Source organism: Paraburkholderia caledonica (genome assembly GCF_000383275.1).
Taxonomy (GTDB): domain Bacteria; phylum Pseudomonadota; class Gammaproteobacteria; order Burkholderiales; family Burkholderiaceae; genus Paraburkholderia; species Paraburkholderia caledonica.
Genome location: NZ_KB911041.1, coordinates 15,611 through 32,032, shown reverse-complemented (window position 1 = coordinate 32,032; position 16,422 = coordinate 15,611). Strand labels below are relative to the sequence as shown.

Below are 16,422 nucleotides of genomic sequence, written 5' to 3'. Positions count from 1 at the left end.
AAGCGGAGCTCAACCATGACTGAAGACGTACGAATGGAGCGCGATACGTTCGGTGAAATCGCTGTGCCGAACGCTCATTTGTGGGGCGCGCAGACGCAGCGCTCGTTGCAGAATTTCCGCATTTCCACCGAGAAGCAATCGCCCGAATTGATCACCGCGCTCGCCGTGATCAAGCGCGCCGCCGCCGAGGTCAACCTGGGCCTCGGCGTGCTGGACGAGACGAAGGCGCACGCGATCATGCAGGCGGCCGACGAGATCATCGCAGGCAAGCATCCGGATGAGTTTCCGCTCGCGGTCTGGCAAACGGGCTCCGGCACGCAGACCAACATGAATCTGAACGAAGTGATCGCGAATCGCGCGAGCGAGCTGCTCGGCGGCGAGCGCGGTGAAGCGCGCAAAGTGCATCCGAACGACGACGTGAATCGCGGCCAGTCGTCGAACGACGTCTTCCCCACGGCCATGCACGTGGCCGCCGCGCATGGCATCGTCAAGCATCTGCTGCCTGCGCTCAAGACGTTGCGCGACACGCTCGACGGCAAGGCGAAGGCGTTCGCCGGCATCGTCAAGATCGGCCGCACGCACTTGCAGGACGCAACGCCGCTCACGCTCGGTCAGGAGTTCTCCGGCTATGTCGCGCAACTCGACCACGGCATCCGCCATGTTGAATCGACGTTGCCGCATCTGTATGAACTCGCGCAGGGCGGCACGGCTGTCGGCACCGGTTTGAATGCGCATCCGCAGTTCGCCGGCAAGGTCGCGGCTGCCATCGCGAAGCTCACCGGCGTGCCGTTCGTGTCCGCGCCCAACAAATTCGAGGTAATGGCCGCAGCCGATGCGCTCGTCTTCGCGCACGGCGCGCTGAAAACGGTGGCCGCGAGTCTGAACAAGATCGCCAACGACATCCGCTGGCTCGCGAGCGGTCCGCGCTGCGGCTTGGGCGAACTGTCGATTCCGGAGAACGAACCGGGCAGCTCGATCATGCCGGGCAAGGTCAATCCCACACAATCCGAAGCCTTGACGATGCTGTGCGCGCAAGTGTTTGGCAATGACGTCGCGGTGAACATCGGCGGGGCGAGCGGCAACTTCGAGTTGAACGTGTTCCGGCCCATGATCGCGCACAACGTGCTGCAGTCCATCCGCCTGCTAAGCGACGGCGCTCTGAGTTTCAACGACAACTGCGCAGTCGGCATCGAACCCAACCGCGAGCGGATCGACGCGCTGCTTAACGAATCGCTGATGCTCGTGACGGCGCTCAATCCGCACATCGGCTACGACAAGGCCGCGCAGATCGCGAAGAAGGCGCACAAGGAGGGCACCACGCTGAAGGCTGCGGCGCTCGCGCTCGGCTATGTCACTGAGCAGCAGTTCGACGAATGGGTGCGGCCGGGCGATATGGTGGGCCATTCGGTGCCTTGATTGGCACCTGCCCGCTCCCACGCCTGACGCGCTGGGCGACTCGCGGTGAGTCGCCCAGTTTGATTCGATGCGTGTTTGATTCAGATTAGCCCGGACGGGAAAATCGGGCGCTTAGGCGGCAAAGGATCGCCGCCTGCAGTTTTGCCAGTGCACAGGTCAGGTCCGGCAAGGGTCGTTCAAACCTTGCCCTGCGCCACTTCTTCCGGCTTCAGCTCGACGATCGCGTCGAGCGCTTCCTTCACGTCCATCGCATACTTTGCGAGGCGCTTCTGTTCGTCGGTTTCCGGCACGAACGACGGCACCTGCACCGGGTGCCCGTTTTCATTGACCGCGACCATCACGACGAGACAATCCGTGGTTTGCAGCAACTCGCCGCCCTTCGGGTCGCCAGCCTGCACCGACACATGGATGTGCATGCTGGTGCGCCCTGTCGCCACCACGCGCGCGCGCAATTCGACGAGGTTGCCCACCAGAATCGGTCGACGGAAACGGATATTGCCGACGCTGACCGTCACGCAATAACGCCCCGACCACACCGCCGCGCACGCATACGCGGTTTCGTCGATCCACTTCATCAGCGCGCCGCCGTGCACCTTGCCGCCGAAGTTGACCGAGCTGGGTTCGGCGAGAAAGCGGAACGTGGTTTCGGAACGTTCCAGCGGCGCTGAGAGATGGCTACTCATCTTGACTCCGGTCAATCGGATGCATTGAAAGGAGGCGATTATACGAGCGCAATATTGACAGCGTGGCCACTTATCGGGCGGAAATGCGTGCAACGTCCATGCGCGCAGCCGGTTTCGGCGCGCCATCCGATCAGCCGGCTCATCGCTGTGGCCGCTGCAAGCTCGTACAGTGCCGCGGCGCTGGCCTGTTCTCCGGCTCGAACGGTCGCTTCGCGCGCAGTCGTTCAGCGCGCGTCGTCGCCGGCGCGGACAGGCGCCTCTCGATGGTTCGCCGACGCAGGCGCAGTCGCGGACATGAACCGTTCACGATACTCGAGCGGGAGCACGCCGAAGCGCCGCACGAACGCGCGCCGCAGATTCTGCTCGCTGCCGAAACCGCAATCGAGCGCGATGCGCTTCAGCGGCCGGCGCGATTCGGCCAGTGCCCGCGAAGCCGCTTCGAGGCGTAATGCGGACACGGTTTTCGCCGGCGTACGCCCGACCTCGTCGACGTAGCGGCGCGCGAAGGTCCGCGGGGTCATTCGCGCGTGCTCGGCGAGTCGCTCGACCGTGAGGTCCTCGCGCAAATGGGCGACCATCCAGCTATGCAAGGCCTCGAACGGCCCTCCCGCCGACGCCTGTGCCGCGAGCGCCGCGCTGAATTGCGACTGCCCGCCGGGCCGCTTCATGAAGACGACGAGGCGCCGCGCGGCTTGCATCGCGACGGCGTGGCCGAGGTCTTCTTCGATCAGCGCAAGCGCGAGATCGATGCCCGCCGTCACGCCCGCCGACGTCCAGACCACGCGTTCGCCGTCACCTCGGGCTCCCTCGGGGCCTGCGTCGCGGATAAAGATCGGATCGGCATCGACATGAACATTGGGAAAGCGGCGCGCGAGATGCGGCGCATCGCGCCAGTGTGTGGTCGCGCGGCGGCCGTCCAGCAGGCCGGCCGCCGCCAGATAGAACGCGCCCGTGCATACCGAGCACACGCGCCGCGCGCGCGGCGCATTGCGCCTGATCCACGCGACGAGTTCCGGCTGCAGCGTGCAATGCTGATCGACCGGAACGCCGGGGACGATCAGCGTGTCGATCGGCTCGGCGTCCAGTGAATCGAGTCGTTCGGTCACGACTGGCAGGCCCGGAAAAGTCTGCAAGACGCCGCCGTCGATCGAAGCGACTGTCGTGCGATAAGCGATCGGGCGTGCGGGCGAGTGCGTGGATGCAGGCACGGACGCATCCGCATGCGTGGCCGGGTTCGCCGGTATCGGCACCCGCCCACCGCCATCGCTCGCACCCTGCGCAGCGGCCATCGTCAGTTCGGCGCGCCAGAAGGCTTCCAGCGGGCCGCACGCGTCGAGCAGGACCAGATCGGGTGCGACGGCAAATACGATATGACGCACGCTCATTACGCGACCCCTCCCATCGCGCGCCGTCTGGACGACCGCGCATAGGCGAGCGTGGCGAGCGCCGCTGCGGCAAGCAGCGGAAAGATCGCCGCATTGATCGTCGCCCAGCCGAAGCGCGCCAGCAATTGCCCTGCGAATAGCGAACCGAGCGCGGAGAACGCGAACGTCGTGAATTCGCTGGTGGCCTGCGTCTTCGCCCGTTCCGACGGCCTGTACGACTGCGCGAGCAGCGTGGAGCCGCCCACGAACATGAAATTCCAGCCCACGCCGAGACACGCGAGCGCGGCGTAAAAGTGCGGCAGATCGGTCGAACGCAATGCGAAGACACCGCATAGTGCCGAGAGCGCAATGCCCGCGCCGATCACCGGCAGCACGCCGAAACGCTTGATGAGCCGCGCGGAAAAGAGAGACGGTGCAAACATGCCGACCAGATGCCACTGGATGATCGACGCGCCGTCGCCGATGCTGTGCCCGCACGCGACCGCCGCGATCGGCGTGGCGGTCATGACGAACGTCATCACGGCATAGCCGAGCGCGTTGTTCGCGAGCGCCGCGGCGAAGATCGGTTGCCGCACGATCTCCCTGAGCGCCCGTGCGGCGTCGTGGGTACTGGCCACGGCCGGCGCAGGCGCCATGTCGCGATAAAGCAGCATCAACAGGACAATCGACGCGAGTCCGAGTCCGGTGACGAGCGCGTAAGAGCCCGCGAACGTCACCGGCGCGAGCCAGTCTTTGCTCCACGCGGCGAGAAGCGGGCCGCAGACGGCCGCGACCACGCCGCCCGTGAGAACCGTCGAAATTGCGCGACTCTTGGCTTCGAGACCGACTGCGTCTGCGGCGGCGAGCCGGTAGTACTGCGCAAACGCCTGGAATACGCCGACCGTCGCGGTCCCCGCGCAAAAAGCCCAGAAGTCGTGATGAAAGATCGCCCACACGGACACAGCGCCGCCCAGCGCGCCGACGCTCGCGCCCAGCACGAAACCCGCGCGACGGCCGATGCGCGCCATCAGAAACGACGCGAAGATCGTCGTGAGCGCCGCAGCCACCGTGATCAGCGAGAAAGGCAGCGTGGCTAGCGCCTTGTCGTCGGCGAGCGTGTAGCCAACGAGGCCCGTCAGCGTGAGATCGATCGACACCGACGAGGTGTACAACGCCTGGCACACAGCCAGCACACGCGCGTCACGGCGTCCGTGCGGGCCGGAGCCGCGCGGATCCGCGGAAACGGCAGTGAAGGCAGAAGCGGCGGCGGATCGAGAAGACGAAGCTGGTGCGGCAGGCGGCATGGATCGGTCCCGGCAGCGAAGGTGGTCGAAGTGGTCGAAGTGGCAGGAGCGGCACAAGCGGCACAAGCGGCCCTCACACGCCGCCACGGCCTTAAGTCGCCTGACTGGCCTGACTGAGCCGAGCCGCCGAGTGCTCACTTGGCGAAAACCACATCGTCACATGACTGCGCGTGGCAGCAATGACAACGATGTATCAGTTTCTGCCAATTCGATGCTTGCCGAAAGGGGCAACGAGACCGACGACGCCTCTATTTGCGGAAGGTGATGCCTTCGTCGATCGTGCCGTACATGGTCACGCTGCCGGTACCCGCGCCCGCTGCCGAGCCGGAGCCGCCCTGAGCGCAGGCACCGAGCAAGACAATGCAAACGACAACGGCCAGAACTGTTTTCATGACTGCGTATCCTGCAAAGACAGGCTCCGATTCTAGCCTGGCGCTTTAGGCGCATGCGCCGCGCTGCAATCGACGGTTCACGTCAGGGTGAAACATCGAATGCATTTGCCAGGTAAAGTGGCTGCATCGTACGTTGCGCCCCGCGCATCGAAGACCGACAGATACGGAGACGCGTCATGCCCGCCAGCCTCGCAGACGAACAGAATCATTTTCCCGGCCTGAGCCGCATTGGCGCGCTCCTCGCCGATCCCGGCCGCGCAGCCATGCTGTGGGCGTTGATGGACGGCAGCGCCCGCCCCGCCGGCGAACTGACGATGATCGCGGGACTGTCGCCATCGGCGGCCAGCGCTCATCTCGCGCGCCTGACCGAGGGAGGCCTGCTCGCGCTCGAGGTGCGCGGCCGGCATCGCTATTTCCGCATTGCGTCGGCCGACATCGCGGCGTCCATCGAAGCGCTCGCCAACGTCGCGCAAGTCAGCGCGCCGCAGCGTCCGGTGCCGCGCCCCGTGCGCACCGTGCCGACCGACATGCGCTACGCACGGACCTGCTACGACCATATGGCCGGCGAGTTGTCCGTACGCGTGTTCGAGCGGCTCGTCGGACGCGGACTGCTGGCTTTGAACGGTGCGTCGCTCGAAGCCACACCGGAGGGTGCTGCCCGCTTCTCCGACTGGGGCATCGACCTGTCCGCGCAGCGCAGCCGCCGGCGCCGCTTCGCGTGCACCTGCCCGGACTGGAGCGAACGCCGTCCGCATCTCGGCGGCGCGCTCGGGGCGGCGCTGCTCGACTCGTGGGCCGCGCACGGCTGGGTCGAACGGACCGAACGGCCGCGGATCTTGCGCATCACGCCGGCCGGACACCGGCACTTCGACGCCTTCCTGGCCGAGTGACTGACCGCGCGCTCGGAGCCCGACGCCGCCTGATAGAGACCTTTTGTTACCAGTCGCCACCAGGCTTTACAAAAGTGGGCGTCTTGAAACAAACGGCGCGGGTACAGTGGTTCACGGATGCTGCACGTGCATCGTCCGTCGGAGAACAATCATGAGAACCACGACCTCACCATCGCCAACCTCGTCAACCCGTCGCACCATCGGCTACTCGCTGATCGCCGCAGCCGCCTTCCTGTTCGCCGCGCAGGCCGCGCTCGCGCAGCAAGCCGCGCCGGCGCCGCAGGGCGTCGCTACGGACAGCGATCCGCCCGGGCGCGTCGCGCGGCTGAACTACATGGCCGGAACCGTGACTACCGAGCCCGCCGGCGCCGCCGACTGGTCGTACGCGCAGATCAACCGGCCGCTCACCACCGGCGACCAGTTGTGGAACGATCAGAACGCGCGTTCCGAACTGCATATCGGCTCGACCGCCGTGCGTCTCGGCCAGTCGACAAGCCTGGATATCCTCGGTCTCGACGACAACAGCGCGCAGTTGAAGGTCGCGCAAGGGACGTTGTCGGCGCATGTGCGGGAACTGCCGCCGGGGTCGTCGTATGAAGTCGACACGCCGAATCTCGCGCTCGGCTTGAACGGCCCGGGTGACTACCGCGTCGACGTCGCGCCGGACGGCAGCAGCACCACCGTCACCGTTCGCAACGGCAATGCGACGGTTTATGGCGACGGCGCCCAGGTGCCGATCGCGGCCGGCCAGCAGATCCGCTTTGCCGGCACTTCTTTGCAAACGCTTGCCGACAATGGCGCGCCGGGCCCCGACGGCTTCGACCAATGGGCCGCAAGCCGCGACGCCGCCGAGAACCGCTCGGTATCGGCGCGCTATGTGTCGCGTGAAATCCCCGGTTATCAGGATCTGGACGCCAACGGTACGTGGCGCAGCAGCCCGCAATACGGCGAGGTCTGGGTGCCGCGCGCGACGCCCGCCGGCTGGGCGCCGTACCACGACGGACATTGGGTATGGCAGGCGCCTTGGGGCTGGACCTGGGTCGACGACGCACCGTGGGGGTTCGCTCCGTATCACTACGGCCGCTGGGCCTACGTCGACGACTCCTGGGCATGGGTGCCGGGCCCGGTCGTGGTCAGCGCGCCGCCGGTCTATGCGCCGGCGCTGGTGGCGTTCGTCGGCGGCGGTGGCGGAGGCGGCGGAGTCGACTGGGGCGTGAACCTGGCGATTGGCGGTGCGATGGCCGCGGGCGTCGCGTGGTTCCCGCTCGGACCGGGCGAACGGTGGCATCCGCACTGGGGCGACCACGATCACTGGAGCCCGCGCTACTACGAACGCGTCAATCAGACGACGGTCATCAACAACTACAACCGCAATATCACCAACATTCACAACACGTACGTCAACTACCGGGCGCCGCGCGCTGTGACGGCGGTTCCGGCGACGGCTTTCGTGCATGGACAGCCCGTGGGGCGCTTCGCGCAGAAGGTCGATCCCGCGCAGTGGCGCAATGCGCGGATCAACCCGGGAGCCCCGGGCATCGCGCCGGTGCGCGAGAGTTACGGGCCGGGTCTGCGCAACGCGAACTACCGGCCGCCCGCGGGGGTGATGACGCGTCCAGTCGTCGCGACGCGTAGTCCGTCGATGCCGCCCGCCTACCGCGATGGCCTCGCGCAGCGTTTCGCGCAAAGCGGTGGACGCGTGCCGGGCGCCGGGCAGCCGATCGTTCGGACGTCGGTCCCGGCGCGCATGTCGGGTGGGCCCGGTGCGTCGCCGGTGCAGAACGTGCGGGTCGTCCAGTCGCATCTTCCGGGACGAATGCCGGGGGCGGCGGCGGGAGCGCCAGTTCTTCAGCCGGGACCGGGCGGACAGGCCGCGCCGGGCACCACGGGCCAACCGCAGAACAACGTGCCGCAGGCTGGGCGCCGGCCAGGCGACGCGCCTGTCGCCGTTCAGCCGGGGCGCGCGGGTGCCCAGCCGGAGCGTCCCGGCGCGCCCCTGCGGTGGAATGGGCAGCAGGTTGGCGCAGCAGGTGCGCCGCCGAACGGCGTGCCGCGGCCGCCGCAGGCGAACGGCGGCAACCCGGGCGTGGCACAACAGCGGGGAGTGGTAGAGCAACCGGCTCGACAACCGGCTCAGCAGCAGGGCCAGTCAGTTGCCGCGGATGGACGTCACCAGCCCGCCTGGACGCAGCCGCATACGCCTATGGCCCAGCAAGCGCAGCAGGGTCGTCAGCGAGGCGGTGAACAGGCGCAGACGCCAAGGCCGGAGTGGTCGCAGCAGCCAGGAGGTCAGCGGAATCCAGCGATGCAGTCACGCGAGGTGCCGCGCCCCGTGGAGAATCCGGCGATGGGGCAACAGCCGCATGCGGCGCAAGATCAACGGCAGCCCGCACAGCACGCCGAAGCGGTCGAGCGGCCGCAGGTCCAACAGCAGCCACGTCCTGAACCACGTCCGCAACCGCAAGCCCAGCAGGCGCCTCGTCAGGAGTTTCATCCGCAGCAAGTGCAGCAGCCGCGTCCTGAGCCGCGTCCGCAACCGCAAGCTCAGCAGGCGCCGCGTCAGGAGTTTCATCCGCAGCAAGCGCAGCAGCCGCGTCCTGAGCCGCGTCCGCAACCGCAAGCTCAGCAGGCGCCGCGTCAGGAGTTTCATCCGCAGCAAGTGCAGCAGCCGCGTCCTGAGCCACAGCAGCACGGCGAGCAGCGCTCGGCCGGTGGCCACGACGAGCATCACAAGGGCTAAGCGCCCTTCCCTACGAGCAGTCTGCCGTCGGCAGAAAACAAAAAGCCTCCGCGATGGGAATCGCGGAGGCTTTTTCGGTCAGACGCGTCAGACAGCCATGGGTGCCGTGAGCGGCTCGTGATGCCGGTAGCCGACCAGCGAGAAATCCGACGGCTCTATCTTTTCCAGCCATTCCGGTTCGTACACGTGGGTCTTCGCGTAGTCCGGCACCCGCTCGGAAATGACGAGCTTGGGGCTTTCATACGGCTCGCGCGTGAGCTGCTGCTTCAGCATGTCCAACTGGTTCTCGTAGATGTGCGCGTCGCCGATGAAGTACGTGAACCACCGCGGCGTGTAGCCCGTCAAGCGTCCCACCAGGTGCAGCAGGGCGGCGCCTTCGGTCAGATTGAACGGCGTGCCGAGCCCGACATCGTTGCTGCGGATGTACAGGCACAGCGAGATTTCGCGCTTCGCCACATTCGGCAGGAACTGGTAGAGCAGATGGCAAGCCGGTAACGCGATCTGATCCAGAACCGCAGGATTCCACGCATGAAACAGGATTCGCCGGTCCGACGGATTCTGCATGATGGTGTCGAGGCACTGACGCAATTGATCGATCGCCTTGTACAGCAGCACCTTGCGGCTACCGTTCTCGTCGAATTCAGTGATCACCTGGAAACCGCGCGCGGTCGCATCCGCAAGCTGCGCGCTCGCACTGGCGTCGAGCACCTTGTAGGCCGGCCACTGCCGCCACTGCACGCCGTACACGTCGCCCAGGTCGTCGGGGCCCTCGCGATATGGATTGGCAAGCCACTGCGGATTCTGGTTGGCGTTCGCGTCCCACACCTTGCAGCCGAGGTCGCGGAAATCGGCCGCGCTGCGCGACGCGCGCAGGAAACCGACCAGTTCGCCCACGGCCGACTTGAATGCCAGCTTTTTCGTTGTGACCGCCGGGAAGCCCTGCTGAAGATCGAAGCGCAACATGGCGCCCGGCATGCTGATGGTACGGATGCCGGTGCGATTCTCCTGCCACGTGCCAGTGTCGAGAATCGTGCGGACGAGATCCAGGTATTGTTTCATGCGGGTTCCTTCGACGCGGTCCGCAAGCGGTGCGCCGCGAGATTGAGCGGAAAACCCGATTTTACCAAGCGCGGCCGGCGGGCGCCGACCGCTTGCGAGAGACTATGGAAGCAAGGCGGCCTGGTGCGACGAGCCCCGCGCGAAACCACGCGGAGGGCGACGCGTCGCGGGCCGTCCGGTCTACCGGCCGCTGCGGAGCGGCCAGCTCACAACAGTTGCGTGTGGCCGCGTTTCAGAGATGCGGCACCGATGCGGGCAACGTGCCGTGCGGCGACGCAAGCGGCTCGCTCTCCATATGACGCATGCCGTGCGAGCACAGCAGCCGGTACAGCGTGACACGCGAGATACCGAGTTCCTGGGCTGCGTCGCCAAGACGTCCACGGTGACGCAACAGTGCAAGCTCGATCGCCTGGCGCTCGGCCGCTTCGCGCGCCTGCGCGAGCGACACCGGCACGATCTCCACGTACTCGGCGAGTTCGAGATCGCGCGCCGTGATCGCGCGTCCTTCGGACATCACAATTGCACGACGCACGCGGTTGATGAGTTCACGCACGTTGCCCGGCCAGCCGTAGTTGTGCAAAGCGGCGATCGCGTCGGGTGCGAAACCGCGCAGACGCCGGCTCGCGTCTTTCTTGAAACGCTCCAGCATATGGCGCGCGAGCAGCTCGATGTCTTTGCCGCGCGCGCGCAGCGGCGGTTCGTCGATTTGCAGCACGCACAGGCGGTGATACAGGTCCGAGCGGAAACGTCCTTCGATCATGGCAGCCGTCATATCCACGTGCGTTGCGGAAATGATCCGCACGTCGACGTCGATCGCGCTATGGCCGCCCAGCCGCTCGACTTTGCGCTCCTGAAGGAAGCGCAGCAGGCTCGCCTGACTTTCGAGCGGCAGATCGCCGATTTCGTCGAGGAAAAGAGTGCCGCCGTTGGCCGCTTCCACGCGGCCGATCTTGCGCTGATTCGCACCGGTAAACGCGCCCCGTTCGTAGCCGAACAGTTCGGACTGCAGCAGATGCGGCGGAATCGCGCCGCAGTTGATCGGTACGAACGGCGCGTTGCGCCGCGCCGAGCGTTCGTGAATCGCAACAGCCGTCAGTTCCTTGCCCGTGCCCGACTCGCCCGAGATAAAGACCGGCGCGTCAGTCATCGCGACTTTGCGGATGGAGCGGAACAGCGCCAGCATTGCGTCGCACGACCCGACCATTTCACCTTCGGCGCCCTGCGATGCATCGTTCGAAGCGGGTTCGCCGAGCGAGATCATGCCGTATGCGTGACCGACGGAATCGACGATCCGGTCGCCGGAGTAAGGGACGGTCACATAGTCGAAACAATAATCGCGTACCAGACGGCGCAGCGCTGCGTCCTGGAGTTGCCCAGGCATGGTCGCGGCGACCCAGCCGACGTTCGGCATGGTCAGGCAGGATTCGAATGCTGCAATTTCATGCGGCTGGAAATGGCTCGATAAATCGAGCAGGCCACCCGCTGCCGAACCGGCGCGTACGGCCCGGCGCGCGTCGCGCGCCGATCCCACCACTTCGACATTCCAGCCACGCTGGTGGAAGCGGGTGTTCAGTTCCGCGCTTGGCTCTCGCGAAACGTAAATCAGTTGCCGCGTTGCGGGTTCCATTATTCAGATCCTCTCGTCAACGAACGTTAAGGATGATGCACGCACCTGAACCGCAATTCAGACACGCTGGCACATTCGGGATTCGCAAATAGCAAAAACCGAACGGCCATTCCATTCCGTGCGGACAGCTGATCCCCAGAAAGCGGCGTGTGTGTTTGAGACGGCCCGTTAGCGGGCTTTTTTTAAAATTGAAGCTCTTTCCGAGAGCTTACTATACGCGCGCGGCTTGGAAAACAATTATGCGAATTTAATCCGCCCGCCCTTGCCCAGCAAGGCGTCCACGCCGATAAATAAGTAATCAACTTACGAATTACGAAATGTGGAAGCGCTTTTCTCATACGTAGGAACGCAGGTAGATCGTACCGTTTCAATTAGCATCTAATAGGTATTTTCTTCTGGCGGGTTCAACCTGCATAGTTTCCTGTGCCACTACTTTATCTGATTGGTGACGGGAACGTTGTTCACCAATGCACCAATGGTTTGCGAGCGGTCCAAGATGTTCGCCAATCGCTATGTATAGGAAGACTCGCCACTCAATCGGCTTTTATTGCGCGGATTCAGCCGATGTCGCAGTACGCGCGGCATTTTTCGGCCGGTGCCGCTGGGCGTCGCCGCTCGATGGATCACGCCAGAGCGGCGGCCGGAGCGTGTGCGTCAGGTAGAATCAGGCGGGTTATGTTCCCTCTTCCATTCGATGACGACGCTCACCCTGATCGTTGCTCGCGCCAATAATGGCGTGATCGGCCGCGACAACCAGTTGCCCTGGCGACTCCCCGAAGACCTCGCGTTTTTCAAGCGGACCACCATGGGCGCGCCCATCATCATGGGCCGCAAAACGCATGAGTCGATCGGCAGGCCGTTGCCGGGACGCCGCAACATTGTCGTGACTCGCGATGCCGGTCGGCGCTTCCAGGGTTGCGACGCGGCCACCACGCTCGGCGAAGCACTCAAGCTCGCCGCGCAGGACCAGGCGCCCGAAGCGTTTCTGATCGGCGGTGCCCAGTTGTATGTGGAAGGGTTGCGTCTTGCAGACAAGATGATCGTCACGGAGATTTCCGCCGATTTCGACGGCGACGCGACGTTCCCGGCGGTCGATCCGAACGAGTGGGAAGAAGTCGCACACGAAACGCATCGCGCGCATGCACCGAACGATTTCGATTACGCGTTCGTCACATACAAGCGCAAAAGCCGGTGACGTAAGGCGCCCGAGCGCAGTGAAGCGCGCTGACAAAAGCGGAACGAAGCACGCCGAAAAAGCAGGACGCCACGCAAACTTGCGTGGCGTTTTCGTCTGTACCGCTACAACGCTGGAAAACCGCTTACTGCCCGGCGATCGTCATCCGTTCAATCAGCACCGAGCCCGTCTGCTTGGTGCCCCGAGTGATCGTGTCCGCGCCGATTGCTACGACATGGCGGAACATCTCCTGCAAGGTGCTCGCGACGGTGATCTCCTCGACCGGATACTGGATCTTGCCGTTTTCGACCCAGAAGCCGGACGCGCCGCGCGAATAGTCGCCCGTCACGTAGTTGACACCCTGGCCCATCAGTTCGGTCAGCAGCAGTCCTGTACCGAGCTTCCGCAGCATTTCTTCGAAGTCGTCTTCCGCTCGCGTGTTCGAGCTGAGCAGCGACAGGTTGTGCGAGCCGCCCGCGTTGCCGGTAGTCTGCATGCCGAGCTTGCGCGCCGAATAGGTCGAGAGGAAATAGCCTTCCACGACGCCGTCCTTCACCACCGAGCGCTGCCGCGTGCGCACGCCTTCTTCGTCGAACGGCGCGCTGCCCATGGCACGCGGCACGTGCGGATCTTCGACGATCTGCACATGCGGCGCGAACACCGGCTTGCCGAGACTATCGACGAGAAACGACGTCTTGCGATACAGCGCGCCGCCGCTCGTAGCCTGCACGAACGCACCGAGCAGACCCGCGGCGAGCGGTGCTTCGAACAGCACCGGCACCTTGCGCGTGTCGAGGCCACGCGCGCCGATGCGCGCAAGCGCGCGCTGCGCCGCGTAACGACCGACCGCTTCCGGGTCGGCCAGTTGCTCCGCGCTGCGCGTAGACGTGTACCAGTCGTCGCGCTGCATGTTGCGGCCGCTGCCGGCAATCGGCGCGCAGGCGATGTAGTGACGCGAGTACGGATAGCCGGCGAGGAAACCGCGCGACGTGGCAAGCACGAACTGCGAGTGCTGCGCCGACACGCTCGCGCCTTCCGAGTTCTTGATTTGCGGATCGGTGGCGAACGCGGCGTCTTCCGCGCGACGGGCGATTTCCACGGCTTCGTCGGCGGACAGATTCCACGGATGGTAGAGATCCAGGTCGCGCGGCTCGGTCTCGAGCAACTCGGCTTCGGCGAGACCCGCACAATCGTCTTCCGCCGTGAAGCGGGCGATGTTGTACGCGGCCGCGACCGTGTCCTTCAGCGCTTGTGACGAGAAGTCGGAAGTACTCGCGTTGCCGCGCTTGTTGCCGATGAACACAGTCACGCCGACCATCTTGTCGCGGTTATGTTCGATCGTCTCGACTTCGCCGCGCCGCACGGAGACGGACAGGCCGTCGCCTTCGGAAATTTCGGTTGCCGCGTCGGTACCGCCGAGCGACTTCGCGTGACGAAGGATGTCCGAGGCGATTTCCTTCAGTTCATCCTGGGTATGCGGAAAAAAGCGCTGCTTGACGTCCATGTCTGCTGCCATTGTCGTTGCCGTCCTGTTCGGGGCCGAGCGGCCCTTGGGTGTTCGCACATGCCGCGCTGTTCAGTGCGCCTCATATGCGCTGCTCGTATGCGCGTCAGTCTGCGTTTGCCGTGCGTTCGAGCGCACTCACGCATCCCGCGATCATATCAAGCTAAGCGCTGCTGCACCTGGCATTCGCTGCCCGCTTCCGGCGATGTCGGTCGCCGTTCACGGCGGCGCAGCCGGTTCGTCGGGCCTGGCACGCTACAATATCGGCATGACACGCAAAACCCGCATTCAACCCATCGAATCCGCCGAGCCGGAAGTCGACGAAAACGGCTACGACCGTCCGAGCAAGTCGCAGCTCAAGCGCGAAATGCACGAGCTGCAGGAACTCGGTTCGGCGCTGATCGCGCTGCCCAAAGACGCGCTCAAGCGCATGCCGATGCCCGAAAAGCTCGACGACGCCGTGCGCGAGGCGCGCCGCATCACCGATCACGAAGGCAAGCGCCGTCAGGTGCAGTACGTCGGGCGCGTGATGCGCTCGTTGCTGGACGAAGAAACCGCTGCGCTGCGCACCGCGCTCGACACGTATAACGGTGTCAACAAGGCGGAAACGGCCAAGCTGCACTGGATTGAGCGCACTCGCGAAAAACTGCTTGCCGACGACGCCGCGCTGACCGATTTCATCCGCCAGCATCCGAATGCCGATCCGCAGCAGGGCCGCACGCTGATCCGCAACGCCCGCAAGGAAGCCGAGCAGAATAAGCCGCCGCGTTACTTCCGCGAGTTGTTCCAGTGGATCAAGAACGCGGACGGACCCGCAGCGGCGAGCGATTCCGATGCCGGCGACGCCCTGGAAGACGACGATGACGACCGCGACGCCTGACACCAAGCTGAAGCGCAATCACCCCGACGAGATCCTGATCGGCCTCGTGTCGATCAGCGATCGCGCATCCACGGGCGTCTACGAGGACAAAGGCATTCCGGCGTTGCAGGAGTGGCTCGGCGCCGCGTTGAGTTCGCCGTGGCAGGTGGTCACGCGCCTCATTCAGGACGACGCGCCGACCATCTCGGCAACGCTCACGGAACTCGTCGATGAAGTCGGCTGCGATCTCGTGCTGACTACCGGCGGCACGGGCCCGTCGCGGCGCGACGTGACGCCCGAGGCCACGCTAGCGGTCGCGACGAAGGAAATGCCGGGATTCGGCGAACAGATGCGGCAGATCAGCCTGAATTTCGTGCCGACCGCAATCCTGTCGCGCCAGGTCGCGGTGATCCGCGAGACGGCGGATCACGCGGCGCTGATCGTCAACCTGCCGGGTCAGCCGAAGTCGATCAAGGAAACGCTGGAAGGCTTGCGCGATGCCGATGTCGAAACCGGCGGCACGGTGAAGGTGCCCGGCATCTTTGCGGCGGTCCCCTACTGCATCGACCTGATCGGCGGGCCGTACGTGGAGACCAACGCGGAAGTGGTGAAGGCGTTCCGGCCGAAGAGCGCGGTGCGCGCCCCCCGGCAGGCTTAGCTTATTCCGCGTTGAGGGAGGCGTCCGGCGTCGGCGGAATCAGGAAGTGCTCCCGGTAGTACTTCAGTTCGTCGATCGACTCGTGAATGTCGGCAAGCGCCGTATGCAGCGCGCGCTTCTGAAAACCCTTGTAGATTGCCGGCTGCCAGCGTCGGCACAGCTCCTTGAGCGTGCTGACGTCGAGATTGCGGTAATGGAAGAAGCTCTCCAGTTCCGGCATCCAGCGTGCCATGAAGCGGCGGTCCTGGCAGATCGAATTGCCGCACATCGGCGACTTGCCGGGTGGCACATGTGTGCTGAGAAAATTGCGAATCTGTTCGGTGGCATCGGCTTCGCTCACCGTAGATGCCTTCACGCGGTCGATCAGTCCCGACCGGCCGTGTGTGTTCTGATTCCATTGGTCCATTTTGGCGAGCGTCTCGTCGCTCTGATGAATCGCCAGAACCGGGCCCTCGACCATTCTGTCTAGTGTCGAATTCGTCACCACCACCGCAATTTCGATGATGCGGTCCGAATCCGGGTCGAGTCCGGTCATTTCCATGTCCAGCCAGATGAGATTCATGTCGCTGCGCACGAGCGGCAGCGGTTGCGCGGATTCGGGAATGTCGGTCATGAAGGGAGTCCTGATGGCCGGGCAGGAAGCTTGCGGGAAGCCCCATTGCTGCGGCGGTTGGTCGTTTGAGATGGTTTGAGCATGTCCCCGCTGCGAGGCGGGAAGAAACATATAATTCTCGCATAGATACCACGGAATC

14 protein-coding genes are annotated in these 16,422 nt (G+C 64.9%); 6 read left to right on the top strand and 8 right to left on the bottom strand.

The window, feature by feature from the left end:
- The first annotated feature begins 15 nt into the window (after nucleotides 1-15).
- Nucleotides 16-1,416, top strand: coding sequence for a class II fumarate hydratase (gene fumC / locus H281_RS0122220; protein WP_027804847.1), 1,401 nt, complete (start codon nucleotides 16-18; stop codon nucleotides 1,414-1,416).
- Between the two features lie 176 nt (nucleotides 1,417-1,592).
- Here fumC and H281_RS0122215 read toward each other — a convergent pair whose 3' ends face one another.
- The 4 genes from H281_RS0122215 to H281_RS36935 form a co-directional block, all read right to left on the bottom strand.
- Entirely contained in the window at nucleotides 1,593-2,099 is a 507-nt protein-coding gene (locus H281_RS0122215) for an acyl-CoA thioesterase (protein ID WP_020069353.1), read from the bottom strand.
- Nucleotides 2,100-2,323: 224 nt separating this feature from the next.
- Nucleotides 2,324-3,484, bottom strand: a complete 1,161-nt coding sequence (locus tag H281_RS34790) for a GlxA family transcriptional regulator (protein WP_020069352.1) — start codon at nucleotides 3,482-3,484, stop codon at nucleotides 2,324-2,326.
- Nucleotides 3,484-4,767, bottom strand: a complete 1,284-nt coding sequence (locus tag H281_RS0122205; protein WP_027804846.1) for an MFS transporter — start codon at nucleotides 4,765-4,767, stop codon at nucleotides 3,484-3,486. The genes H281_RS34790 and H281_RS0122205 overlap by 1 nt, the downstream gene beginning before the upstream one ends.
- A gap of 248 nt (nucleotides 4,768-5,015) precedes the next feature.
- A complete protein-coding gene (locus H281_RS36935) occupies nucleotides 5,016-5,159 on the bottom strand; it encodes a hypothetical protein (RefSeq protein WP_020069350.1) in 144 nt (47 codons plus the stop codon).
- A gap of 176 nt (nucleotides 5,160-5,335) precedes the next feature.
- On the opposite strand from H281_RS36935, the gene H281_RS0122195 reads away from it, so the two are divergent.
- Both H281_RS0122195 and H281_RS0122190 read left to right on the top strand, forming a co-directional pair.
- Nucleotides 5,336-6,049, top strand: coding sequence for an ArsR/SmtB family transcription factor (locus H281_RS0122195; protein ID WP_020069349.1), 714 nt, complete (start codon nucleotides 5,336-5,338; stop codon nucleotides 6,047-6,049).
- Between the two features lie 151 nt (nucleotides 6,050-6,200).
- Nucleotides 6,201-8,789, top strand: coding sequence for a DUF6600 domain-containing protein (locus tag H281_RS0122190; protein ID WP_020069348.1), 2,589 nt, complete (start codon nucleotides 6,201-6,203; stop codon nucleotides 8,787-8,789).
- An 87-nt stretch (nucleotides 8,790-8,876) separates the two neighbouring features.
- Here the strand turns inward: H281_RS0122190 and H281_RS0122185 are convergent, their stop codons facing one another.
- Entirely contained in the window at nucleotides 8,877-9,848 is a 972-nt protein-coding gene (locus tag H281_RS0122185) for a thymidylate synthase (protein ID WP_020069347.1), read from the bottom strand.
- A 232-nt stretch (nucleotides 9,849-10,080) separates the two neighbouring features.
- Nucleotides 10,081-11,475, bottom strand: coding sequence for a sigma-54 dependent transcriptional regulator (locus H281_RS0122180; protein ID WP_020069346.1), 1,395 nt, complete (start codon nucleotides 11,473-11,475; stop codon nucleotides 10,081-10,083).
- Between the two features lie 694 nt (nucleotides 11,476-12,169).
- On the opposite strand from H281_RS0122180, the gene H281_RS0122175 reads away from it, so the two are divergent.
- A complete protein-coding gene (locus tag H281_RS0122175; protein ID WP_020069345.1) occupies nucleotides 12,170-12,670 on the top strand; it encodes a dihydrofolate reductase in 501 nt (166 codons plus the stop codon).
- 124 nt (nucleotides 12,671-12,794) lie between these two features.
- Here the strand turns inward: H281_RS0122175 and pmbA are convergent, their stop codons facing one another.
- A complete protein-coding gene (gene pmbA / locus H281_RS0122170) occupies nucleotides 12,795-14,165 on the bottom strand; it encodes a metalloprotease PmbA (RefSeq protein WP_020069344.1) in 1,371 nt (456 codons plus the stop codon).
- A 256-nt stretch (nucleotides 14,166-14,421) separates the two neighbouring features.
- On the opposite strand from pmbA, the gene yjgA reads away from it, so the two are divergent.
- Nucleotides 14,422-15,033, top strand: a complete 612-nt coding sequence (gene yjgA, locus H281_RS0122160) for a ribosome biogenesis factor YjgA (protein ID WP_027804845.1) — start codon at nucleotides 14,422-14,424, stop codon at nucleotides 15,031-15,033.
- Entirely contained in the window at nucleotides 15,014-15,670 is a 657-nt protein-coding gene (gene mog, locus H281_RS0122155; RefSeq protein ID WP_020069341.1) for a molybdopterin adenylyltransferase, read from the top strand. The genes yjgA and mog overlap by 20 nt, the downstream gene beginning before the upstream one ends.
- A 1-nt stretch (nucleotide 15,671) precedes the next feature.
- Here mog and orn read toward each other — a convergent pair whose 3' ends face one another.
- Nucleotides 15,672-16,283 (bottom strand): oligoribonuclease, encoded by a 612-nt coding sequence (gene orn / locus H281_RS0122150; RefSeq protein WP_020069340.1) that lies wholly within the window; start codon nucleotides 16,281-16,283, stop codon nucleotides 15,672-15,674.
- Between the last annotated feature and the right edge of the window lie 139 nt (nucleotides 16,284-16,422).

Excerpts from the sequence above, each read along its gene's own strand:
- fumC (WP_027804847.1), top strand. The coding sequence starts at position 16 with ATGACTGAAGACGTACGAATGGAGCGCGATACGTTCGGTGAAATCGCT.
- H281_RS0122215 (WP_020069353.1), bottom strand. The coding sequence starts at position 2,099 with ATGAGTAGCCATCTCTCAGCGCCGCTGGAACGTTCCGAAACCACGTTC.
- H281_RS34790 (WP_020069352.1), bottom strand. The coding sequence starts at position 3,484 with ATGAGCGTGCGTCATATCGTATTTGCCGTCGCACCCGATCTGGTCCTG.
- H281_RS0122205 (WP_027804846.1), bottom strand. The coding sequence starts at position 4,767 with ATGCCGCCTGCCGCACCAGCTTCGTCTTCTCGATCCGCCGCCGCTTCT.
- H281_RS36935 (WP_020069350.1), bottom strand. The coding sequence starts at position 5,159 with ATGAAAACAGTTCTGGCCGTTGTCGTTTGCATTGTCTTGCTCGGTGCC.
- H281_RS0122195 (WP_020069349.1), top strand. The coding sequence starts at position 5,336 with ATGCCCGCCAGCCTCGCAGACGAACAGAATCATTTTCCCGGCCTGAGC.
- H281_RS0122190 (WP_020069348.1), top strand. The coding sequence starts at position 6,201 with ATGAGAACCACGACCTCACCATCGCCAACCTCGTCAACCCGTCGCACC.
- H281_RS0122185 (WP_020069347.1), bottom strand. The coding sequence starts at position 9,848 with ATGAAACAATACCTGGATCTCGTCCGCACGATTCTCGACACTGGCACG.
- H281_RS0122180 (WP_020069346.1), bottom strand. The coding sequence starts at position 11,475 with ATGGAACCCGCAACGCGGCAACTGATTTACGTTTCGCGAGAGCCAAGC.
- H281_RS0122175 (WP_020069345.1), top strand. The coding sequence starts at position 12,170 with ATGACGACGCTCACCCTGATCGTTGCTCGCGCCAATAATGGCGTGATC.
- pmbA (WP_020069344.1), bottom strand. The coding sequence starts at position 14,165 with ATGGCAGCAGACATGGACGTCAAGCAGCGCTTTTTTCCGCATACCCAG.
- yjgA (WP_027804845.1), top strand. The coding sequence starts at position 14,422 with ATGACACGCAAAACCCGCATTCAACCCATCGAATCCGCCGAGCCGGAA.
- mog (WP_020069341.1), top strand. The coding sequence starts at position 15,014 with ATGACGACCGCGACGCCTGACACCAAGCTGAAGCGCAATCACCCCGAC.
- orn (WP_020069340.1), bottom strand. The coding sequence starts at position 16,283 with ATGACCGACATTCCCGAATCCGCGCAACCGCTGCCGCTCGTGCGCAGC.